This window comes from Yoonia sp. F2084L, assembly GCF_023015625.1.
GTDB lineage: Bacteria > Pseudomonadota > Alphaproteobacteria > Rhodobacterales > Rhodobacteraceae > Yoonia.
In genome coordinates, this window is sequence record NZ_JALKAH010000003.1 from 363,931 (window position 1) to 386,991 (window position 23,061).

Annotated in this window: 21 protein-coding genes; 15 read left to right on the top strand and 6 right to left on the bottom strand. The window is 57.2% G+C overall.

Features of this window, described 5'->3' with window-relative positions; translation table 11 throughout:
- Positions 1-2: 2 nt before the first annotated feature.
- The 3 genes from mobB to MWU60_RS10520 all read right to left on the bottom strand — a co-directional run bounded on the left by mobB (position 3) and on the right by MWU60_RS10520 (position 2,030).
- Entirely contained in the window at positions 3-494 is a 492-nt protein-coding gene (gene mobB / locus MWU60_RS10510; protein ID WP_247227230.1) for a molybdopterin-guanine dinucleotide biosynthesis protein B, read from the bottom strand.
- Positions 491-1,078, bottom strand: coding sequence for a molybdenum cofactor guanylyltransferase MobA (gene mobA, locus MWU60_RS10515; protein WP_247227232.1), 588 nt, complete (start codon positions 1,076-1,078; stop codon positions 491-493). The genes mobB and mobA overlap by 4 nt, the downstream gene beginning before the upstream one ends.
- Positions 1,079-1,148: 70 nt before the next feature.
- A complete protein-coding gene (locus MWU60_RS10520; RefSeq protein ID WP_247227233.1) occupies positions 1,149-2,030 on the bottom strand; it encodes a formate dehydrogenase accessory sulfurtransferase FdhD in 882 nt (293 codons plus the stop codon).
- Positions 2,031-2,090: 60 nt separating this feature from the next.
- On the opposite strand from MWU60_RS10520, the gene MWU60_RS10525 reads away from it, so the two are divergent.
- On the top strand, positions 2,091-2,825 hold the full coding sequence (locus tag MWU60_RS10525) for an AzlC family ABC transporter permease (protein ID WP_247227234.1): 735 nt from the start codon (positions 2,091-2,093) through the stop codon (positions 2,823-2,825).
- Positions 2,822-3,157: an AzlD domain-containing protein gene (locus MWU60_RS10530; protein ID WP_247227236.1), complete on the top strand. Its 336-nt coding sequence runs from the start codon at positions 2,822-2,824 to the stop codon at positions 3,155-3,157. The genes MWU60_RS10525 and MWU60_RS10530 overlap by 4 nt, the downstream gene beginning before the upstream one ends.
- Here the strand turns inward: MWU60_RS10530 and MWU60_RS10535 are convergent.
- From MWU60_RS10535 to MWU60_RS10545, 3 genes are all read right to left on the bottom strand, one after another.
- Positions 3,141-3,755: a hypothetical protein gene (locus MWU60_RS10535; protein WP_247227237.1), complete on the bottom strand. Its 615-nt coding sequence runs from the start codon at positions 3,753-3,755 to the stop codon at positions 3,141-3,143. The genes MWU60_RS10530 and MWU60_RS10535 overlap by 17 nt on opposite strands.
- A 6-nt stretch (positions 3,756-3,761) precedes the next feature.
- Positions 3,762-3,896, bottom strand: a complete 135-nt coding sequence (locus MWU60_RS10540; protein ID WP_247227238.1) for an aa3-type cytochrome c oxidase subunit IV — start codon at positions 3,894-3,896, stop codon at positions 3,762-3,764.
- Positions 3,897-4,147: 251 nt separating this feature from the next.
- The gene (locus MWU60_RS10545) at positions 4,148-5,533 is read right to left on the bottom strand and encodes an IS1182 family transposase (protein WP_247227239.1); all 1,386 of its coding nucleotides are present in this window, start codon (positions 5,531-5,533) and stop codon (positions 4,148-4,150) included.
- A gap of 616 nt (positions 5,534-6,149) precedes the next feature.
- Here MWU60_RS10545 and MWU60_RS10550 point away from each other — a divergent pair.
- From MWU60_RS10550 to MWU60_RS10610, 13 genes are all read left to right on the top strand, one after another.
- Positions 6,150-6,854 carry a response regulator transcription factor gene (locus MWU60_RS10550; protein WP_247227240.1) on the top strand — a complete coding sequence of 235 codons (705 nt, stop codon included), beginning with the start codon at positions 6,150-6,152 and terminating at the stop codon, positions 6,852-6,854.
- A gap of 253 nt (positions 6,855-7,107) precedes the next feature.
- Positions 7,108-8,427, top strand: coding sequence for a nucleotide sugar dehydrogenase (locus MWU60_RS10555; RefSeq protein ID WP_247227241.1), 1,320 nt, complete (start codon positions 7,108-7,110; stop codon positions 8,425-8,427).
- A complete protein-coding gene (locus MWU60_RS10560; protein WP_247227243.1) occupies positions 8,424-9,887 on the top strand; it encodes a glycosyltransferase in 1,464 nt (487 codons plus the stop codon). The genes MWU60_RS10555 and MWU60_RS10560 overlap by 4 nt, the downstream gene beginning before the upstream one ends.
- A gap of 25 nt (positions 9,888-9,912) precedes the next feature.
- Positions 9,913-10,986 carry a hypothetical protein gene (locus MWU60_RS10565; RefSeq protein ID WP_247227244.1) on the top strand — a complete coding sequence of 358 codons (1,074 nt, stop codon included), beginning with the start codon at positions 9,913-9,915 and terminating at the stop codon, positions 10,984-10,986.
- A gap of 87 nt (positions 10,987-11,073) precedes the next feature.
- Positions 11,074-12,474 (top strand): sugar phosphate nucleotidyltransferase, encoded by a 1,401-nt coding sequence (locus MWU60_RS10570; RefSeq protein ID WP_247227245.1) that lies wholly within the window; start codon positions 11,074-11,076, stop codon positions 12,472-12,474.
- Complete coding sequence (locus MWU60_RS10575) at positions 12,467-13,954, top strand: NosD domain-containing protein (RefSeq protein WP_247227246.1); 1,488 nt, start codon at positions 12,467-12,469, stop codon at positions 13,952-13,954. The genes MWU60_RS10570 and MWU60_RS10575 overlap by 8 nt, the downstream gene beginning before the upstream one ends.
- Positions 13,954-15,390, top strand: coding sequence for an MBOAT family protein (locus tag MWU60_RS10580; RefSeq protein WP_247227247.1), 1,437 nt, complete (start codon positions 13,954-13,956; stop codon positions 15,388-15,390). The genes MWU60_RS10575 and MWU60_RS10580 overlap by 1 nt, the downstream gene beginning before the upstream one ends.
- A gap of 13 nt (positions 15,391-15,403) precedes the next feature.
- A complete protein-coding gene (locus tag MWU60_RS10585) occupies positions 15,404-16,483 on the top strand; it encodes a hypothetical protein (RefSeq protein WP_247227248.1) in 1,080 nt (359 codons plus the stop codon).
- Positions 16,476-17,234 carry a hypothetical protein gene (locus MWU60_RS10590; RefSeq protein ID WP_247227249.1) on the top strand — a complete coding sequence of 253 codons (759 nt, stop codon included), beginning with the start codon at positions 16,476-16,478 and terminating at the stop codon, positions 17,232-17,234. Before MWU60_RS10585 ends, MWU60_RS10590 begins: the two co-directional genes overlap by 8 nt.
- The gene (locus tag MWU60_RS10595; protein WP_247227251.1) at positions 17,231-18,559 is read left to right on the top strand and encodes a hypothetical protein; all 1,329 of its coding nucleotides are present in this window, start codon (positions 17,231-17,233) and stop codon (positions 18,557-18,559) included. The genes MWU60_RS10590 and MWU60_RS10595 overlap by 4 nt, the downstream gene beginning before the upstream one ends.
- A complete protein-coding gene (locus MWU60_RS10600) occupies positions 18,556-19,179 on the top strand; it encodes an alginate O-acetyltransferase AlgF (protein ID WP_247227252.1) in 624 nt (207 codons plus the stop codon). Before MWU60_RS10595 ends, MWU60_RS10600 begins: the two co-directional genes overlap by 4 nt.
- A gap of 19 nt (positions 19,180-19,198) precedes the next feature.
- Positions 19,199-21,958 carry a hypothetical protein gene (locus MWU60_RS10605; RefSeq protein WP_247227253.1) on the top strand — a complete coding sequence of 920 codons (2,760 nt, stop codon included), beginning with the start codon at positions 19,199-19,201 and terminating at the stop codon, positions 21,956-21,958.
- The gene (locus MWU60_RS10610) at positions 21,955-22,989 is read left to right on the top strand and encodes an alginate lyase family protein (RefSeq protein ID WP_247227259.1); all 1,035 of its coding nucleotides are present in this window, start codon (positions 21,955-21,957) and stop codon (positions 22,987-22,989) included. Before MWU60_RS10605 ends, MWU60_RS10610 begins: the two co-directional genes overlap by 4 nt.
- Positions 22,990-23,061 lie beyond the last annotated feature (72 nt).

The window sequence follows — 23,061 nt, forward strand, 5'->3', positions numbered from 1 at the left end:
AGTCAAAGCCCGACCTCTGACAGGATGAAGTCGGCGATGGCTTTGGTGTCGTTGAGGTCAAAAAGAGGTTGGGTCACGTCCAATGCACAATCGCTGGCGACGGCGCGGATGGTGGGGTCTTCCTTGGCTATCAGGGGGTGGTTTGTCTCGGCGCGGTAGGCTTCGATTTTCGGATGGTCGTCGCGTTTGTAGCCTTCGACAAGGATCAGATCGACGGGGTCCAGGTGTTGCAGCAGATCCGCGAGCGGCAGTTCGTCGTTGTCGCGTAGTTCTGTCATCAGCGCCCAGCGCGCGCGCGAGGATAGCAGCACCTGGTGTGCGCCTGCGTGCCGGTGTCGATAGCTGTCCTTGCCGGGGTGGTCGACGTCGAAGGTGTGGTGGGCGTGTTTGAGGGTGGAAACGGTGAACCCACGCCCGGTGATCTCGGTCACCAGCCGTTCCATCAGTCCGGTTTTGCCGGCGTTTTTGTAGCCCACGACGCCATAGATTTTCATAACATGGTTTCCGCTTTGGTCAGGTCATCGGGGGTGTTGACGTTGAAGAAGGCCGCGTCGTCGGGGAAATGCGCCGTGGCGCACCCGTGTTTGTCGGTCCAAAGGACGACTTTGCGCAGGCCGTCTTGCAGCGCTTGACGCAGGTCGTCGCGCAGGGCGGTCGGCCAAAGACCGAAAGTTGGGTGCCGTCCGCCCGGTGTGCGCGCGAGGGCGATTTGGGTGCCTGCGTTTTCCGCAGCCTGAAGCAATTGCGGCACCAGATCGCAGGGAAAGAATGGCGTGTCAGCGGCGGCGGTGACAATGTGGGTGGCGTCTTGGGCCGCGGCCCAGTCGAGGCCTGCAAGGACACCGGAGAGAGGGCCGGCAAAGCCGTCTATGCTGTCGGGGATGACAGGCAGGTTCAGGTCGGCAAAACGGCTGGGGTCGCCGTTGGCATTCAGGGCGAGGCTTGCGACTTGTGGTTCCAGACGGGCAATCACATGCGAGATGATTGTGCCTCGGCCCAATGGCAGCCGACCCTTGTCGCCACCGCCCATGCGTGTGGCTTGGCCGCCTGCGAGGATGACGCCGAGGGGTTGTTTCATTGGGACACCTGCGCAGGTGGCAGTTCTTGTAGCCTCCGGCGGGAGTTTATTGGCCAAGATGAAGAACGGGTCATGTGCTTGCCTTGCGCCCGGTTTTGCGGGGTTCTTCGGCGACCTGTGCAGGGTCAGCGTCGCGGATGAGGCGTTCTTCTCCGGCAAGACAGACGAAGCGTTGCCCTTTCATGCGTCCGATCAGGGTAAGGCCGACTTGGTTCGCGATCTCGACCCCCCATGCGGTGAAACCAGAGCGAGAGGCGAGGATGGGGATGCCCATCATGGCGGTTTTTATGACCATTTCGGACGTAAGCCGCCCAGTGGTGTAGAGCGTTTTGTCTGCGGCGCTGACGCCTTCCGACAACATCCAACCTGCGATTTTGTCCACGGCGTTGTGGCGGCCCACGTCTTCCATATAGACCAGCGGGCGGTTGCCTTGGCACAGGATTGTGCCGTGGATGGCACCCGCTTCGAGGTAGAGCGATGGCGTGCGGTTGATGGTGGCGGCCAGGGTGTACAGGTCGGAGGTGCGCACCTGCACGTCGGGCAGCGTGACGCCTTCGAGCCCTTCCATCATGTCGCCAAAGACCGTGCCGACGGCGCAGCCGCTGGTGCGGGTCTTTCTCTTGAGCTTGTCCTCGTAGGTGGTTTGGTTTTCCGTGCGCACAACCACGGTTTCAAGTTCTTCGTCGTAGTCGACGCCTTTGATCACGTCGCCTTCATGCAGCATCCCCTGATTGCGCAGGAAGCCAAGCGCGAGGTAGGCGGGATAGTCGCCGATTGTCATTGCAGTGACAATTTCCTGCGCATTCAGGTAGATCGTCAGCGGGCGTTCTTCGACAACGTTGATGTTGATCGCCTCGCCGTTCTGGTCGGTGCCGCCCACTGCGCGGGTCAAGCGCTGCGCGCCCGGATCAGGCGCGATCAGGTAGTCAGAGGTGTCGTCGATCCGCGCCAATTGTCATTTCCCGCTTGCGTGGTTAAGGCTGTTGCAACGCGGCCAAGCTAGGGCAAAGCCATGACGACTTCTACTATGAAAACACAGCCAAAAACACCGGCGAGATCGGCCTATTGGGCCGGGGTGCGTGATGGTGCGCCCTTTATCTTGATGGCGGTGCCGTTTTCGGTGTTGTTTGGCGTGATCGCGACCGATGCCGGGCTGACCTTGGCGCAGGCGATGGGATTTACCGTTCTGGTCATCGCAGGTGCGGCGCAGTTTGCGGCTATTCAGTTGATGGTTGAAAACGCGAGCATTGCCTTTGTGCTGCTCGCCGCGCTGGCGGTGAACCTGCGGATGGCGATGTATTCAGCGTCCTTGGTACCTTATCTGGGGGCGGCTCCGCTGTGGAAACGGGCGTTTATTGCTTATTTAAACTTCGATCAGACCTATATCACCTCCATTGCGCGGTACGAGGCGCGGCCAGAGATGACGGTGGCCGAACGGGTGTCTTATTTCCTTGGGGTTGCGACGCCGATTACGCCGTTTTGGATGGGAATGACCCTCGTGGGGGTTTTGGCAGGGCAGGCGATCCCCGAGGCTTGGGCGCTGGATTTCATCATGCCGATTATGTTCCTCGCGATGGTCGCACCCATGCTGAAATCGCTGGCGCATGTGGCCGCCGCCGCTGTGTCTGTGTCGGTTGGGTTGTTGCTCGTCAATATGCCTGCAGGAACGGGGCTGTTGATCGCGGCAGCCTCAGCGATGTTGACTGGTGCGCTGGTCGAGATCTGGATGGAAAGGCGCGCGCGATGAGCTATTCCACCTTTGAAATCTGGATGATCATTATCATCATGGGGGTGGGCACATTCCTGATCAGGTTCTCGTTTCTGGGGCTGATTGGGGACCGGCCGATGCCGACATTCGTGCTGCGCTTGCTGCGGTACACGCCTGTGGCTGTCCTGCCCGGCATGGTCGCACCCTTGGTGATTTGGCCGATTGCAACGGAGGGTCAATTTGACCCGATACGCCTGCTGGCCGCCCTTGCCACCGTGTTGATCGGCGTTTGGACGCGCAATGTGCTGTGGGCGATTTTGGGTGGCGCAGTAACCCTTTACGGGGCGATGGGTATCACGGCCGTTCTTTGAGAATGCGAGAGATTTCTTCCAGCGCGAGGGTTTTATCGTCCGCGTCGTCTTCGCGGTATTCCAGCGTGGTGACGCCGGGCAGCTTGGCAAAGTCATCCGAAATCCGACCCGGTCCCCATGTCTGGCGAATGGTTTCAAACCCTGGCAACTGCCGCAGGATGCGTGATGTGACGCGCGCGCAATTGGCTTGCGCAACCGGTCCTGACACCATCGCCAAGTTGAGCGCTTGTTCAGCAACTTCTGGCGATACGTCCACCGATTGCCCAACGACGTAAAACGTCGAGCGTGCGTGGAAACTGACATAGAAGTTTTCCAGTCGCGGGGTCACGCCGAACAGGACATCGTTACGCTCTGGCATGACCTCTTGTTCGAATGATCCTGCTGGGTCAAATAGAACACGTTGGCTGGCGTTGATCAGCAGTGCTGAGTGGGCGCCACTGCCGGAGCCTACTCTTTTCATGGTATAAAGCGTCAGATAGTTGCGCCCGGGCTTACGATGGATTGCGCGCGAAACCAATTCATCAGGTGCCCAAACCTCTTGCGCGGTGCACGCAGATAGCGCCAACGGCAGGCCGATCAGGAAGCTGCGCCGATCCATCGGGTGTTAGACGGCGATCAATGCAAGGAAGATCAGGAGAACGATGATGCCAATCGACACTTTCGTTGTCATGCTCATGAAACCATCAAAGGTTTTTTCCTGAACTGAAGTATCCATTTCGCCGTGCTTATGTTCAGCCATCTTGCGGCCCTTTCGTCATCTGATTTGTCTTTCGCATAGACGATAAATTAGTCCATGTCACGCGGTCAGGTGGTCACATTTTTATCGTTGTTGGGCAGTATCGCGGCAAGATTGAACCGATACGTCAAGGAATGAAAGAAGAGATCGGTGCATGGTGCCGCGAAGGTCTGCAATGAGCTGATTCTGTGGAAAAACAACGTGTTGCAGGCGCGGAAAGTGGTGCTTAGAACGGTGCGCGAACGCCCTTCTGGTCAGGCTTTTCGCGAATGCTGCGGTGCAGGAAAGAGCTTGGCTAATTTGCGGAGGTTTTGGGCGGTGGCGGCGAGGAGGAATTCGTCATTTGCGCCGCATGGGCCACGTAATCGGAGGCGACCCAGTCCAAGGATGCGTTTGAGGTGGGCAAACAGCATCTCGGCCTTCTTTCGGAGCTTCATCGAGATTTCGTACTGCTTGGTTTTGGCAATGTCTCGGGCGACCTGGCGGGCGTCTTCGTGTTCTTCGCGGGTAGTCTTGCGCGCGTCTGCGTTGGGGCAGTACTTGGCTTTGGATGGGCAGGCTTGGCAGATCAGCTTCAAAGCACGATACCGCGCCACGCCCTTGCCGGTCGGACCTCGGTTCGGGTCTGAGTAGTTACGCCGGAACTGTTTGAGGGCGTGTCCTTCGGGGCAGATGTATTGGTCGTTCTCTGCATCCCATTCGAAGTCGGCGCGGGTCCAGGTTCCGTCGTTGCGTCCGGACTTGTCGAACACTGGAATGTGCGGCGCGATCTGGCGATCGACCAGCCAACCCAGAAGCGGCCCGGTGCCATATGCAGTGTCGGCGATCAGCCGTTCGGGATGCAGATCAAACCGTTCCTTCACCCGCTTCAGCATGGTTTTGCTCGAACCGACCTCGGCCTGCCTGATTGATCGCGTGGCTTCAACATCGACAATGACGCCGTGGTCCGTGTCGATCAGGTAGTTGTCGGAATAGCTAAAGAATGCCGGCCCTTTGCGGGCCGCGGTCCATTGGCTCGCCGGGTCAGAATGAGAAGTGAACTTGGGCTGCACCTCGCTCGCCGCACCAAACGCGGCATCATCCAGCGTGTCGAGATACTCGCGGACCGCGCGGGGGGCGTCTTTTGGATCGATGTTCTCCGCGTTCCATTCTTCCTTTGGTGTGGAGTTCTGCTTGTTGGCATCTGCTTCGATCAGACTGGCATCAATCGCCATGCGCTGGCCGCTGACCAAGCCTTCTTCGATGCACCGCGCCACCGTCGTCTCGAACAAGTGGCGCAGCAGTTCGCTCTCGCGGAAACGGCCATGCCGGTTCTTCGAGAAGGTGGAGTGGTCGGGAACACGGTCGTTCAGATCGAGACGGCAGAACCAGCGATAGGCAAGGTTCAGATGCACCTCTTCGCACAGCCGCCGCTCCGAACGGATGCCGAAGCAGTAGCCAACCAGCAGCATGCGGATCAGAAGCTCAGGATCGATGGAAGGACGGCCTGTGTGGCTGTAGAAGTCTGCGAGATGGGCCCGGATGCTGCTCAGATCGACGAAGCGATCAATCGAGCGCAGCAAGTGGTCTTGGGGAACGTGATCTTCCAGCGAGAACTCGTAGAACAGCGCCGCCTGCGCTTCCTGTCTCGGTCCCATCATGGCTGATCCTCCCCTCCATTACAGGAATTGAATCAGCAGTTTAGCCGTCGAGCAAGGAAGAGTTTTTCAACGAAATACGCCCAATACGGATGTGGTGCTTTCTTGCTGCACCGCCGCACCTCGGATGCGATGCGGACGTTTAAGCAGGATGCAGCAAGACTAGAGCTGCGTTTCACGCAACGGTGAAAAACCCGACCCACGCAGTATCAGCTTTTGCTCGTGGATACACCCTTCACAACTGCAACACATTAGGTTTTCCGAAGCAATCCTAGACTAACCCATAATGGTGCCGTTAGACTGAAACAGGCGTCGCGAACCTCGGCTGGCGGTTTTGCACATCGGCTAAGATTTGTTCAAACCGCGCAAAGACTCAGGCGATAATCTGCCGTGGGGTCTAAAGTTCGGTATTCATCCCATTTTTGCATTGTCATACTAAACTGGTCTTTAATGGTGCAGGGATGTGTGCAGGCCGTGTGGGTTTTGCATCATTGGAGATAGGTTAAGTTACGATTGGTCGCGCCACAGGGTGCCGCATTGCAAAATTCAGATAGTCATTTCATTTGCGCCTTGATCGGGGAGGAGAAGAGCGCAGCGACAACCAGGAGCACGATCCTTTATGGAACTGCGCACCCCCCCCAAGATAAATGCGTCTGGCACGAAGATGCTGAAGAAAAGATCAACCTCATCGCGAAGTCTGGTGCTGATTGCGGACCGCAATCCGGTTTTGGCAGAAGTTTTGGCCAGTCACTTAACCAACCAACCATCGTTGGAATGTCGCTATGTCGATCAGGCGGCGGACTTGGTGGCAGCCGTGACAGAGTTTGCGCCTGATGTCTTGATCGTTGATCCGGCACATCTTGAGTTGACAGCGAAAAATGATCTCTCTGACTTTAGCCGCAACATGCGCATGGCCCATGCCGACGCCCTATTGGTGGGCTATAGTTTCACCGTGAACCTCTCGATGTTGCGTGCCGTAATGGACGCGGGGTTTCGCGGTTGCGTGTCAAAGAATGCAACGCTGCACCAGCTTGAGATTGCGATTGAGGCGGTGCTGGATGAGGGTGTCTATTTTGACAAAGACTTTGGTTCGCAGTTGCGGCCCATGCTGGCCGATCGACCGAGTGAAGAGATCCTCAGCGAGCGCGAAAAAGAGATTGTTATTAGTTTTGCTCGCGGGCTGAGCGCGAAGCAGATTGCTTATGATCTGAAGATTAGCAGCAAAACGGTCGATACCTATAAAGCCCGCGCGAGCCAGAAATTAGGCCTCAGTGATCGGTCCAAGCTGGTTGACTACGTTCTTGAACAAGGCTGGCTCGGCTGACTTGTGCCGATGCGCGAGTGTGCGTCGCCGGTTCGGCTGAAATGTGCTTGTTTTTTGCGCCAAATTGCTGCGTTGCGGCACACGCAATACTACATTCCGTAAGAAATAGACGTTTTTATTCAATGTTTTATGGGAAGGTAAAATTTTCCTTACCCTGTAGGGTTTTTCCTGACTAACGAATTTTGCTGCAGCACAGCATCGTCAAAAGAGAAGACGACTCGTGGGCGGTCGTCGGTTTTCAAGGGCGACATTGATGGCACGGATTAGCATTTTCGGGATTGGGTATGTGGGGGTCGTTGCGGCTACGTGTTTGGCCAAGGACGGCCATGAAGTGATTGCTGTGGATGTCGATCCCGGCAAGATTGATGCGATCAATAACGGCCAGTCGCCAATTGTTGAGAATGGACTCGACGCGCTGGTTGCGACCGTTGTTGCGGCGGGTCGTTTGACCGCCACCGACGACGTTGATCACGCGATTACCAACACTGACGCCTCCTTTGTTTGTGTCGGCACGCCAAGCGCGCCTGATGGGTCAGTTGGTTTGAAATATGTGGAAGCTGTTTGCCAAACGATTGGTGCGGCTTTGGCGAAAAAGGATAGTTTTCATTCTGTTATCATCCGCTCGACAATTGTGCCGGGCAGCACCGAAGGCACCTGTGTCCCGGTGTTGGAGGCCGCGTCGGGCAAGGTTGCAGGGCAGAGCTTTGGGATGGGCTATTATCCCGAGTTTCTGCGCGAGAGCACTGCGATTGAGGACTACTATGATCCCGGTCTGATCGTCTTTGGTGCGATGGATGATCCGACCCGCGCGATCCTGACGGAACTGAATGCTGACCTGAACTGTAAAATCCATACCGTTGATGTGCGTACCGCCGAGATGGTGAAATATACCTCAAACACATGGCGCGCGGTGAAGGTCACTTTTGCCAATGAGATTGGCAATATCGCAAAGTCTTGCGGGTTGGACGGTCAGACAGTGATGGAAATCCTGTGCTCTGATCTGAAGGTCAACATGTCCCCCTATTTCATGCGGCCCGGCTTTGCCTTTGGCGGGTCGTGCCTGCCTAAGGATGTGCGCGCTTTGCGGCATTTGGCCACGGTGAATGACACGCCTGCGCCTCTGTTGAATGCGGTGCTGGACGCCAATGAAGCGCAGATTGCCAAGGCCCAGACTTTGGTGGTGCGGTCGAACGCCAAAAAGGTTGGGTTTGTTGGGATTAGTTTTAAGCCCGGCACCGATGATATGCGTGAAAGCCCTCTGGCAGAGCTTGCCGCGCGCTTGATCAAATCGGGTGTTGCGGTCGAGGTTTATGACCCGTTTGTCCATGAGGCTTATGCGAACGAGAATTCGACCGCTGGCCGCGGCAATGATGTCGTGCCTGATCTGAAGGATCGTTTGGTGATGGACTTGTCGACCCTGATCGATGGGTCGGATGCGATTGTTGTCGGCAATTACTATAAGGATGCGGTTGGCCCGTTGGGTGTTGCGTCAAAGTCCAAGCCGATGGTCGATCTGACCCGCATCAACCGCGATCTGGTCAGCGGCGACGGCTACGAAGGCATCTGCTGGTGATTGGTCACCTCGCATATCTTTCCGTCATCGTTTTGCTGGCGTCGATGGTGCCAGCCGCACTGTTGGGCGAGGCGCGCGAGGCGTTATTGGTCATGGGGGTGTTGGGCGCATGGCGCTATAGCTGGGCAATCATCAACTTTACCCGCGCGATCATCTTTAGGCTGATTGCATACCCCCGCCGTAAGGCCCGTGCTTTTGCGGCCTACGCCGCACAGCCGCATCGGGCACATGCGTTTTTTCTGACGACCTCTTACAAGATCGAGCCTGATGTCACGATTCCCGTCTATCGGAGCATCTTTCTGGCCGCTGCGCGGTCTGAGAATGGCGCGACGATTGTAGCGTCTGTTGTGGATGGCGCAGATGAACGGCTGATCCGTCAGCTATATGCGACGATGCCCGTGGATATGGCGTCCGTCGAACTGATCATCGACCGCATTCCCGGCACCGGGAAACGTGATGCGCTGGCCAAGGCGCTGAACCTCATTGCGCGGGCCTGCCCGACACCGCATGACATCGTGATTTTCGTGGATGGCGATAGCTGTGTGCCAGAGGATATCGTGGCGCAGACAGCACCTATTTTCACCGACCCCAAGGTCGGTGCGCTGACGACGGACGAAGAGGTTGAGATCCCCAAGCCGGGGTTGTTTCGTGACTGGTTTGAGCTGCGCTTTGACCAGCGGCAGGTGATGATGTGTTCAATGGGGCTAAGCAATCGCGTGCTGACGCTGACGGGCCGGATGTCGGTGTTTCGCGGAAACCTTGCGACCGATAGCGATTTCATTGATGCAGTGCAGAACGACTACATCGATCACTGGCGTCTGGGTCGAGTGAACTTCCTTACAGGTGATGACAAATCCACTTGGTTCTGGCTGATGAAGAACGGGTATGAGCTGGCCTATCTGCCGGATGTGGCTAGCAGTTCGATGGAAACGCAGCCGAAACCTACGTTTTTCGCCAGCGCCTCGGTCCTGATGGTGCGTTGGTTTGGGAATATGCTGCGGACCAACGGGCGGGCGTTGGAATTGCCTGTTTCGCGGATTGGGTTTTTTACGTGGTGGTCGATTCTGGATCAACGCTTGTCGATCTGGACGACGTTGGCTGGACCGCTTTGCGCGATTGTCGCCGCAATATTTTTTAACCCGTTGGTGATCCCCGGTTACATCGCGTGGGTGATGCTGACCCGCTACATTTTCTGCACTGTGATCTGCCTGTTTCGCGGGCGCAGTTTCCCGATTGTCTATACCGGCTTGCTGTACTTCGGCCAGCTCTACGGCGCGATGGTCAAAAGCTATGTGCTGTTCCGCCTCGACCGCCAGAAATGGACCCGGCAGGGCGGAGGCGGCGCTGTGCAGGGCGTTTCACTGGGCCGCCGTGTGATCGGGGCCAGTTCCTCTTACCTTCACATACTGACTTTGGGATGGCTGATGATCGGCGTCCTTTATCTGACTGGCGTTGTCTGATGACGGCCAAGAATAGGAAACCATCATGAGCGATACGGATGCTACGCTGATCCTTGAGCCTGAGGCGCAAATCTCAAACGGCTTTATCTATCAGGACGAACACCCTCAGTTGCAGATTCCCTTTACCGTGCAGGTCGGCGAGCGGCGGATGGAGGGCAAATCCATCTCTGTGACCCACGCCAATGTGTCGGGATTGTTGCCGCCTGCGGAACATGGTGCGCGCGAGACGGCAGTGCTGCGGTTTGATTTCGAAGGGTTCTCGGTGAACCTCTATGCAGAGGTCGATGTTGAGAAGGTTGGCGCGTCAGATAGCGCTGACATCTCACTGCGGTTCTGTGATCCGGTGGGCAGCCATCTGGCCCCGCTGCGGTACATCATGAACAGCCACTTGGCCGGTGATCTGGTCACGGTGGGCCGGTTTCTTGGTTATACCGGTCCGACGCAGGTGAAGGAAAATGTGCCTGCTGCGCGTCCAGGATTTACCAAGCGCGTTGGTAACGGCGTCCGCCATCTGGCCGTTTTGGGGTTAAGTGCAGGTCTTATCTTTCTGGCCGCGAACGTGATCCAAGACCGTTTCATGTTCAGCTATGAGGCGCGGCCTGTCACGCTGGGGATCAGTGGCGACACCCTGCGCGCGACAGCGGCGGGACAGATATCGTATGCCAATGATCAAGCGCGATTTGGCGAGGTGGCCTATTCCATCAGCGCAAATTCCGGCGATCTGCTGAGCGTTCAAATGCCCTGCGAATGTGAGATGCAGGCCCTGCCGGGGTTCTATGAAGGGGCCACGATTTTGGCAGGCACGCCGCTGATCAAACTGATCCGCAATGACGCGTCGGTTGAGGCTACAACGCAGATCAGTTTTGAGGGCGCCGCCCGTTTGTTAGCAGGCGACCAGGCCGAACTGGTGCTGAGTGATGGGCAGGTTGTGCCTGTCACCGTTGATCTGACCGAACCTGCAGATGTGGCGCAGAACGTCAATTTGCTGACCGCGCAGATTACCCCCGTTGATCCAGCCAGTGCCGAATTGGTCGTCGATCAAACAGCGCGACTGCGTTTTCGCAGAGAGATTTTCCCGCAACTGACCGGAGGCACGTGATCGCGGGGCACACCCGCACTGCAAGTTCTGAAGACGGATCGCAAACCGCTTTTCTCATCAAAGCGCACAACAGGAATTTTTGATAATATGCAGGACATTACGCCAGTTATTCTTTGCGGTGGCACGGGTTCGCGCCTGTGGCCGATGTCGCGCACGCAAAGCCCCAAGCAGTTTCAGCCGGTGGCGGGCAATGGGTCGCTCACGTTCTTCCAGGCCACGGTGCAGCGGCATCGGTGCAAGGGATACAGCAAACCGATTGTCGTCACCGCCGTGCAGCATAAGCAGACCGTGCAGCAGCAGCTAGACCAGATCCAATGCGATGCAACGATCATTTGCGAGCCGATGGCGCGCAATACTGGGCCTGCCGTGCTGGCCGCGGCGATGGTGTTGGCGGACGCGCAGCCTGAAGGGCTGATGCTGGTTCTGCCTTCCGATCATATGATCGCGGGCAATCTGAATACCCCGATATTTGCGATGCGCCGCGCGGCCAATGAAGGACGCATTGTGACCTTTGGGATCAAGCCGGCTTATCCAGAAATCGGCTATGGTTACATCACTGATGGTGGGCCGTTTACCAACTATGATGGTTTGCACCGTGTGGCGGAGTTTGTGGAAAAACCACCCATTGGCAAGGCTGTGGCCTTGGTCAATTCGGGTGCCTCTTACTGGGCATCGGGGATTTCACTTTATACGGCGACGACCATCATTGAGGAATTCGCGCGCCTGGAACCTGCAACCCACAAGGCCGTTGGACAAGCGGTTGAGATGGGCGAGCATGTCAACAGCACCCTGACCCTGCACCCTGATAGTTTCCGCCGTGCGGTCAATGAACCGACCGAGCGTGTGATCTTTGAGAACGCGAAATCCGTGGCCCTTGCGCCTATCGATGTGGAATGGAGCGATGTGGGGTGCTGGACCTCAATGCATTCCATTGGCCGCGCCGATGAGGACGGCAATGTGTTTGAGGGCGATGTGATCGCCGTTGATACGCAGAACTCACTGGTACGATCTGATAAGCGGTTGGTTGCGGTGGTGGGCATGTCTGATGTCATCGTGGTGGACACGCCTGACGCGTTGTTGGTGACGGCGCGCGGCAAGTGTCAGGACGTGAAAACGGTCGTTGAAACGCTGAAGGCCGAGACACGCCGCGAGTCTGTTCGTCACCTCGCGCGCCAGCATCATTGGGGTAGCAGCCAGCAGGTGATGACCTCGCGCGATTATGAAATGACGGTGCTGCAAATCAACGCGGGATCCTCGATTTCGATTGATCCGTTGCCGGGGCGACAGATGATTACCGGTCGCGGCGGGTTGGAGCTGTTTGATGGGTTCAGCCGCCGAAGCTTGGTCAATGGCGAGCGGATTTTGCTAGACGTCAGCGAACGTGTGGCGCTGACGAATACCTCAAACGACATCATCGATGTGATTTTGGTCACTATGAAGACTTCGGTGGCGTCAGAGCTGCAGTTGGGTCGGATGTCGCATGCGTAAAGCCGTTTGGCATATGTGGCTGGTTGCGGCGATCTTGGGCTCTCCTGCATCAGCGGATGGTCTGGAGCGTTTTCAGGCGTTGGAACTTGCGGCGGATGATTTGTATCCGTCCTTGGTGGAACGCGCGGTAGGCGGCGGCGATCCGGCAGAGATGATCGCGGATGCGCAAGGTTTGCTAGACGATGTTGCGAGTGACGCACAGCCTTTGCCACCTGCCGTGTCATTTGGCGCGGGCACTGTCCAACTGATTGATCTGCGCATTGCGCTGGTGCAACTGGCGATTTCAGCGGGGGCCAATGATCAGTTGTCCGTCGTGCGTGCGCAATCGTCTGAGGCGCCGCAGGTGATTGCGGTGCAGGACGGTCAGCGCAGCCTGACCGATATCCGCCGTTGGTTGGCCACGCAGCCAGAGGCCCGTGGCATGATGAATGGCGATGTTCTGCGCGCCCCGCTCGTTGTATTGCCCGGCGGTGCGCTGGTGCTGGAGCGGGGCGATACATTACTGCTCAGCCGTAGCGATGGTGCTTTTCTGGCGAACTTTGGTGCGCTGTTCATTGATGGCGCGACTGTGGCAGGTACGCCGGAAATCAACCCGCAAGTACCGATGTTTGCACCCTTCGTGACGACAGCTGGCACGGGTATGGCGCGTGTTTCGGATGCAAAGATTTCGGCGCTGGGGTTCGGTGAAACCGCGCTTTTCTCTGGTTTTTCGATCTCGAACCGAGGGCTTTATGCGGCGATTGGGCCGTCGTTCATCCGCGATAGTGTGCTGCAAGACGGCGGTGATCTGACGCTGATTGGCACGACGGGTGCGGTGGTTGAGAGTAACCTTTTTGCGACCACAACGCAGAGCGATCTGGCGCTGCGTGCAGCCAAACAAAGCCATGTCAGTGGCAATCTGTTTCTAAGCAGTGGGCTGCGCATCACGGATCGGTCGGACGATACACATGTGGCAGGCAACGTTGTCATGGCCGCGACACGGGCGGGCATTACGGTTGACCGGGCCAGTGTGAATACGGTGATTACGGGTAACTTTGTGTGGGATAGCGCCAAGGCCGGGATCACTGTTGCGGATAGTGATTGCGCCTTTGTCACCCGGAACATTGCCATCGGCAATGGCCAAAAAGGTGCGATTATTCGCGCCAGCCGCCAAAGCGATGTTGTTGAGAATGCGTTCCTTGGCAATCGCAGTACGGGGTTGTTTGTCGGCGATCAGGTCAGCGGGACTGACACTGTCGTGGCGCAGAATGTCTTTGTGGGCAACCGCACAGGACTCGCGTCAAGCTCGGCCGATCGACTGCTTTTGGCTGGCAATGATTTTAGCCAGCAATTCCCGCGTTTTCTGGGCGGTGACATCGTCAGGCAGGCGGATCAGATCATTGGTGACCTGCAAGGCGCGCAAGAGATCGAGATCGCGGCCGGTGCTGTAGAGAGCTTTCGCGCAGAACCGGTGACCTGTCTTTGGGATGGGGATAACTGATGGTTTTCTCGTCTGAGTCCTTTTTGTTCCTGTTCTTGCCGCTGTTCTTGGGCGTCTACTATCTGACGCCGGTGCGGTTCCGGTCGTATCCGATACTGCTCGGCTCTTATGTGTTCTACGCGTGGTGGCGGGTTGATTTCTTGGGGCTGTTGTTCCTGACGACAGTGTTCACCTATCTGGTCGGTCAAAAGATCGCGCAGCATCGCGGGACGCAGCGGGGCAAGGCTTATCTCACCCTTGGTGTTGTCGGCTGTTTGGGCGTTTTGGGCGTTTTCAAATACCTCAATTTCTTTATCGACAGTTTTGCCGCTCTGGTCGGTACGGATGCCGCGGGCCTTGGCGTTCATTGGCAGTTGATCCTGCCGATAGGGATTTCGTTCTATGTGTTTCAAGCGCTTAGCTATCTGATTGACGTTCATCGGGGTGATGCGACGGCGGATGCCGGGTTTGTCGATTTCGCAGCCTTCATCGCGCTGTTCCCGCAACTGATTGCGGGGCCGATCCTGCGGTACAAAGACCTTGAGGATCAGTTTCGCGAGCGTGACCACTCGGTTGAGTTGTTCTGCGACGGGCTGGCGCGGTTTCTGATTGGATTGGGCAAGAAAGTTATTTTGGCCGATGCCGTGGCACCACTGGCTGACCTTGCGTTCGCGACCGAAAACCCCGGTATGGCGCTCGCTTGGGCCGGGGCTGTAGCCTATATGCTGCAGCTTTACTTCGACTTTTCCGGCTATAGCGATATGGCGATTGGTCTGGGCAAGATGATGGGTTTCCGGTTTTTGGAGAACTTCCGCTTTCCCTATATCAGCCGGTCGATCACAGAGTTTTGGCGGCGTTGGCATATCTCGCTGTCGAACTGGCTGCGCGATTACCTTTACATTTCACTAGGTGGGAACCGCAAAGGGGCGGTGCGCACTTACCTCAATCTGATGACCGTGATGGTCCTTGGTGGTCTATGGCATGGGGCGAACTGGACCTTTGTGCTTTGGGGCTTTTGGCATGGTGGACTGCTGGCCGCTGAACGATATCTGGGCTGGGACCGGCGCGCCGCGAGCCACTGGTATGCGCTGCCATTGACGTTGTTTTTCGTGCTGATCGGCTGGATCATGTTTCGCGCGACCCATTTCGGCGAGGCGTTTGAAATTTACGGCGGCATGATCGGGTTGAACGGTTTCATGGGCGATCGAGAGGTTTGGTTGTCAGTGACCCGCGAAAGCATGACGCTGGCGTTTATTGCGGCTGGCGTCGTGTTTATCGAACCGCGCTTGCATGCCGCTTACGGCGATGCGGATATCCAGATCAGCGGTAGCGGAGTGGCGGTGGCCAATCCTGCGCTGCAGATAACGGCAACCTTTATGGTGCTGATTATCGGGGCATTCACTGTGCTGAAGCTCGCTGAGCAGAGCTTTTCACCCTTCCTGTATTTCCAGTTCTGAGAGGCGCGAGATGATGTCCAACATAGTCGCTGTGAAACTGCTGCTTCCCATTGCTTTCTTTGGGTATGCAATCTTTGCGAATATTGTTTTGCTGCGTTCTGATGTGGATGGGCCGAGCGTTGATGGCTTCCTCAAGGGCGCATTTACGGCAGAGGTTGATACGCTTTACCGCGCAAATCTGCCGCATCGCGAACCGGCGGTCGGGCTGGTGGGCGCTGCCCGTTATGTGCTGCTGAACGAAGGGCGCGACGGCGTTGTGGCGGGCGAAAAAGGGTGGCTGTTTACCCGCGAAGAGTTTCGCTCTGTGGTGCGTGAAGGCGCCTTGGCCCAGGACGCGTTGGCATGGATAGCTGATGTTGATGCGCAGTTGCGGCAGGTCGGCAGTGCGTTGGTTGTGGTTCCTGTGCCTGCCAAGTTGGACGTGTTGCGTAACCATGCAAATGCCGATGAACAGGCCCGCGAGAGCGCAATTGGGTACGACTGGTTTTTGTCGGCATTGGCGTCTGAAGGCATTGCCCATGTTGATAGCCGCCCGGCTTTGGCGGCGACACCCGATGCGTTTTTCCGCACCGATACCCACTGGACCGATGCGGGGGCTGCGGCTGTCGCCGAGGCCGTAGCTGTGTCAAACCTAATCGCGTTGGGCGAGACGGCTTTTGCGGACGAAGCGCAAGCGCCGGTGCAATTCATTGGTGACTTGGTTTCCTTTGTGACATCAGACGGCCTTGCGTCCGCGGTTGGTCTGCCTGCCGAAACGGTCGTACCTTATGTGGCGCAGCCCGAAGAGGCATTGGATGCCGATCTGGACTTATTTGGCAACAGCGGTCCAACACCGTTGGTTTTGGTTGGCACCAGCTATTCGGCAAACCCAAACTGGAGCTTTGTCGAAGCGCTGAAATTGGCGCTGGCGCATGACGTGATCAACTATGCCCGTGAAGGCCAAGGGCCGGTCGCGCCAATGGATTTATTCTTGGATCAGATGGATCCTGCGGCGCCACCACCCGTCGTGATCTGGGAATTCCCTGTGCGATATCTGAGCGATCCTGAATTGCTAGATGCCATGACTGAGGCGGAGGCGGTTGGCGATGCTTAGAGCGCTTTTGATCCCGGCCTGTTTGGCCTTTTGCGCCAGTACCCCGCTGGTTGCACAAGACGGTATTGAGCCGCATCGGATCACGGTTGAGATGGTGCGCGGCATCCGGTCCTCGACTGAATTGCCGACCGAGGAATTGATAGCGGCGCGCCGTGCTTTGGCTGCTGGGCAGCGGATCTCGACTGCGCAGTTGCGTCAACTGGCCGATATTGGCGATGGGTTTGCTGCCTTGCGGTTTGCGCAATGGCTGGACCGCCAAGGTGATAGCGTGCCTGCCGCTGACGTGGCCCATTATTACGGGATGGCAGCCGCAACTGGGCGGGGCGGGGCCATCGCCAATCTGATCAAAGCGCTGGATCGCATTCCGGCGGATGAATTGGGCCCACGTCGTGCGAATGTCTTTAAGAATGTCATTCTAACTTATGCACGCGCAGGCAATTCCCATGCGATTGATGCGGTCTTTCGGTATCACAGTCAAAGCACGCCATTTGGACCTTTGGACGGTGAGCTTGCGCAGATTGTAGAGCGCGCGGGCGGGGATGCAGCGGCAGAGCTCGCCTTGCAACTGGCGGTGATGTTGTTACGCGATCCGGCCAAGACGGAAGACGATCTAGAGCAGGCCGACGGGCTTTTGCAAACGGCGCTCACGTCATCATCACTGACCACGCAAGTGACCGCGCAAAACCTGATCCCAGTTTTGAACGACGCAAGGCGCGGGCTTGAGACCGCGCGATTGGAGGTAACGCAATGAAATTGCTGACGATGCTGACCCTTGGCCTGATGGTCGCACCCGGATTGGCACTGGCGCAGGATGAAGCGTCAAACTTTGGCTGCTACGGGTTGGAGCAAAACAAAGAACTGCCAGCGGTTGAAGGCAAAGATGGCGTGTTCTTTCGTATCAACGCGGATTTGCGCATGGCGCATCCGTTCTCTGACCAGATCGTTGCGGATTTGGCGGCTTTGTCAGAGGCATTGGCCGAAAGTGGCACAACGCTGATCTACGTCCCCATACCGACCAAAAGCGTCACGATGCCCGACTACTTGCCCGATGCCGCATCGCTTTATGGGTTCGACCTAGAGATCGCTACGCGCGTGCATGACGACATTTTGGAACGTTTGGCGGCGGTCGGCGTGGTCACCGTGGATGCCCGGTCTGCGATGCTGGATGCCCCTGCCGATGACTTGCCGTTCTTTAAGGCGGACTTTCACTGGTCTGCCAGCGGCGCCCGTGAAACAGCGCGCGCCATTGCCGAGACGATCCGCGGTTTGCCCGGTTTTGATGACCTGACCCCTGCGGCATTTGAGACGATGCCCCAGGGCACTGATATCGCGTTTTCGGGGATGCGGCGGATTTTGCAAAAGCATTGCACTGGAACCCTGCCAGAGGCGGTTTCGACCATCTATCAGACCGAGCAAATTCAGTCTGATGGTGTAGCCGAGGGTGGACTAGACCTATTTGGTGAGGCTGAGGCATCGATCCCGATTGCGATGGCAGGGACGTCGTTTTCCGACAGTCCCATCAACAATTTTCCCGGCTTCATCGCGCAATATTCCGAGCTTGAGGTCGTCAATTACGCCCTGACAGGTGGTAACCAATATGGCGCGATGCTGTCTTATCTTACCTCGACCGAGTTTCAGGAAACCCGGCCCAAATTCCTGATCTGGGAAAACCCAATCTACAACAATTTGGCCCAATATGGCGACCAGCCGATGCGCGAGCTGATCGCCGCTGCTGGCCGGACCTGCACCTATCAGCTGCCGTCTGTCGCGACTGACACCAGCGTCGAGGTGGACCTGTCTGCCTATGATCTGGGCCCTGATGACACGCTTTTGGTCGATACCAACCGGTCTGTGGGGCTGGAGGCTGATTTTGTTTTTCGCTCTGCCGATGGTGCTACACGCACCAAATCGATCGTGCGCGGCGCTCGCCTTGCGCGGACGGGGCGGTTTTACATGCCGCTGACCGGTCTTTGGCAGGACGGCGCCCAATCTGTGACTTTTACGATGTCCGAGCCGTTTGCTTCTGAACCCAGTATTTTCGCTTGCACCACTCACACCCTAGAGGAAAAATCATGACCCGTTCCCTGTTCACACTTGCAGCCCTGATCGCCATTCAAGGGGGCTCTGCCCTCGCCAATGACGAAGGGCTTTACGAAGATGTCTTTGCCCCCAATTCCAGTTTTGTGCGCGTCGTCGCACCGGGCCAAAGTTTCGTCGCTATCGACGGCACAACCTTGCGCGATATCGACACTGGCGTATCCGGTTTTGTGAACGTCATGCCCGGCGACATTGATATCAGCGCCTCCAGCGGATCAACCTCGCTCGCGGCAGGGCCCAGCACGCATTACACGCTGATCATGCTTGACGATGAAACGGTCGAGATTGTTCAAGACGAAATCGTGAATGACCCCGCCAAGGCCGATGTGACGCTTTACAACCTGTCAGACGCCGAAAACGTCGAGCTTTATGTGCCTTTGGCCGACACCGTCGCGGTTGGTGATGTGGCATCCATGTCAGGCGAAACGGTCAGCTTACGTGCCCCATTGACGCTGGATTTCGAAGTGCGTGCGCAAGGCGAGACCATCGCGACGGTCGCAGGCATTGATCTACAGCGCGGTGCAGGCGTGTCTATCGTGCTGACTGAGGCGGATGGCAGTTTTACGGCTGAGGCCACCAACAACAGCTACCTCAAGTAAGGTCAACCGGAGAAGACACATGAGACTGCGTGGTTTGAATTCCCGTTACCCGATCAAGGCGCTGCCCTTGGTTATTGCCACCTGTTTGCCCGCGCTCGCGCTGGCACAAGACGGTGGAGCAGCGCTTGATTTGGAATTCCGGCCACCCGAAATGTCGCCGACCGCCGTTTGCGTGGTCCGCGAACCCGAAGCCGTCACTGTGGCGACGTGGGGTGGGTGGGATCGGGAACGCTTGCCTGATATGTCGCCCACGTTGATCAAGCGCGATATCCGGCGTTTGCAGCAGATCAATGCCTCTCTTTGGTTGGACACAATTGAGGTGATGATCGACCGGCTGGTTGATGCGGACCCTAGTTTTGCGGGGGCCAACGCGCTTGTCACCCGCATTGCAGCACTGGAAGCGGCAGGCGACTTTGCCGGCCTGCGTGATCGGCAATTGGTGGTCCAACTGGCCGCTGATGCTGATAGTTTGTCGCCGCGACTAAAGAACATTCTGTCTCGTTTGTTGCGCGATGGGATCGGGATCGAGCGTGACATTGACCGCGCCAATGCGCTGTTGTTGGAAGCAGGCTATGCAGGCAATGCTGATGCGCTTTTGACGCTAAGCCAGATGACCCTTGATGGTAATGCTCCGGAAGGCTGGGATGTGCCGGTGGATCTGGCCGTGACGATGGCTTTTGGGTCACTGGTGGGCGAGATGAATGACACGATCTGCGACCGCACGGCCCGGATCGCCCGCGAGTATCACAACGGCGATATTGTCCAAAATGATGCGCAATTGGCCCATGATTGGTTCCGGTTCACGGCGGATCTGGGGGATGCCAATGCGGCTTGGAAAGTGGTCGAATACCACGTCCGAGCCGAGAGTTTTGAGAAAGACAACGAACAGCTGCTGCGGTATCTGCGTCAAGCCTCTGATGCGGGTCTGCCTTATGCGCAGATCGAATTGGGTCGCCTTTATGAAACGGGCGCGCTGGTGGACAAAGACCTCGACCGCGCCTTTGCGCTGTTTCAGGCAGCGGCTGCGTCTGGGCAGCGCCCGGGCCTGACCCGTGTTGCACTGTTTTTGGAAACCTACGCGGATGAATATCCGGGGCGGGAGGCAGAGCGTATTGCAGCGCTGGAGGCATTGGCTGAACTGGATGACGCGCCGGGTTGGGTATTCACCCGGTTGGCCCAGCTTGTGATGGCAGAGCGGGGACGATGGGCTGCGCAGGACGAGGCGATGGCGCTGTTTGAGCGTGCGGCTGAGTTGGGTGATACCGAAGGCATCAGCGAATTGGCGACGATGTTGATCGCGCAGCGTGATCCAGGCGATTTTGAACGGGCCGTCGATTTGCTCAGCAAGACGGTGTCAACGCTGGGTGGGATCACCCCGACTAAGAATCTCTACGGTGCGTTCATGTGTCAGGCCATCGATAGCCCGCGTTTGGCTGAGGCTGAGTATTGGCGTTTGCAAGAGACGGCGACGGCCTCGGCCAATTTGGACCTCTCCGCACAAGAGTTGATCTCGCTGACCGCAGAAGAGAACGCGCTGATGATTGCAACGCTGCAGTCTCAGGCGCTTTATGGGCGGCCGACGTCGCTGGCGAGTTATCTCAAGCACCTTGATTATGCGCCCAATGCCACGCCGGATATTCGCGCGTTCTGGGCAGAGTATTCGGGGCAGTTCCCCGATGTGTTGCGCGCGCTTGCCAAGCTGGAATTTGAGCTTGCGCAGAACCCTGAACAACGGCTGGTCGCCTTTGATTTGTTGCGCCGGGAATATCTGCGTTCAGGTGCTGATGCGGCGTTAGAGTTGGCACAGGCGATTTTGGATTATCAAAGCGATACGACCGATGGTGTGGAGCAGGTGCAAGCCCTGTTGGAAGGCCCTGCACAGGCTGGGCAGGGGGCCGCGATAAAATTGCTGGCGACGCTGGATGAAGATGATCCGACTGGCGCACAGACCTACGCGGATTACGCCGATGTGATTGCAGCGAACGGCGATTTTGATGCGCTTGTGTTCGCTGTCCCGCATGTGGCGTCGCTGGAGCGGGACGTCTATGTCGCCCGCGCGGTCAGTGCGATGCCGTGTGATTACAAAAACGTCATGGCGATGGCTGATCTATCGCGTGATATTGGCGATACCGCACAGGAAACCCAGTGGATGCGGATTGCGCAGAACCTAACGGGTGCCAATGCTTGGGCGATGGTTGATCTGGCCGAGCGGCACTATGCGATTGCGACGCCTGATGCGGTGGTGCAGGCGGAAAACCTGTTCGAGGCGGCCTTTGCGTTGGGTGACGAGACGGCGGCGCGAGGCTTGTTCACGCTGTCGCTGGACAAGACAACGACCGGCTATAGTCCTGATCGCGCGGCTGCGATGATCCGTGACGCGGTCAGTTCTGATCCCGCTGTTTTACCCGGCTATCTGGGTCGCTATCGCCGCACGGATGAGGAAACGCAGGCATTGATAGGGGCGCAAGTTGATATGCCTGCCGCCTATCTGGCCGCTGCCAATTCCGGTGATGTTTTTGCGATGCGCACCTATGCAATGTTCTTGCGTGAAACAGCGTCGACGGCGAATGATCTGGCGACCTCAACCCAGTGGTTGGCGCAAGCGGCACAAGGCGGCGACACCACGGCGATGGCCGAGTTTGGCTATGCGCTGGCCTTTGGGTTGGGCACGGCACCGGACCCTGAAAATGCAATGATGTGGTTGGAACGCGCGGCTGAGAGTGGATCAGAAAAGGCCCGCGCGATCACGACGCTTTTGAACCTTGAGGATGGCACATGAAAAAGACGGTTTCGACACTCATCGGTGCGGGCATGATGCTGACCCCGGCCAGTATTGCTTACGCAAATGAGGATGCTCTGGCCTGTGCTGCGCCGCCTGAACCCGTGATTTCGCTGAGCTATGGCAGCCGTTACACCGACGAAAGCACTACGCGGTCTGACATTGATGAAGAGGGCAACGCCGAGGTAAATGCGGCCCTCGGCCCAATTGATGATTTCCTGCGCGACCTGACGCGGATCGCCAATGCGATTACTGTGGGCAGCGATGAACGCGTGGCTGAGGCTGATTGCCTGATCGGCCAAATGGCGATCTGGGCTGAGGCGGATGCGTTTTCAGAGTTGGAGACGATTACCGCGAATTTCTCGATCGGGTCGCGTCTGGCTGGGTTTGCTTTTGCCTACCGTCAGGCCGCGCCCTACTCCACAAACCCGCAGCAACGCGCGGTGATCGAAGAGTGGTTCGGCGCGCGCATCACCGAGCAAATGTTGTTCTGGGAAGAGGACGCAACCCAAGGTGCCAAACGCGGTAATTTGCGGGCTTGGGCGACTTTGGCGGTGAATTTGGTGGCTGATATTACCGATGATCCGGTGGCGTTGCGTTGGTCGGCGTGGTCGGCGAGTTTCTTGCAGTGTCAAGCGCTTGAAGACGGTAGCTTGCCGCAAGAAATGCGCCGGGGGAAATATGCGCTGCACTACCAGTTGCACGCGATCACGCCGTTGGTGGTCACGACGTTATTGCTCGAACAACAGGGCATGTCGATCAGAGGCGTGTGCGACAATGCGCTCGACCGCATAGTGAAATTTGCTGTTGATGACATCGCAGATGGCAAAGCAAGCGAGACCTATTCGGGTGAAGTGCAAAGCTATTTTGACGGCACAGATACGCTCGATAGTTTTGAAATGGCATGGCTGGAGGCTTATCTGATTTTGTCCCCAAGCCTGGAGCTGGAAGCACTTGCCGAGGAATTCCGCCCCCTAAGTCATAGCAAACTGGGCGGCAATCAGTCGCTACTTTGGCGCGGGTTTGAGTGATCAACTTGAAGATCGCGAATTGACGCCAATGGCATCTTTTTGTGCCGTCCGCAAAGCTTGTATGGTTGGTAT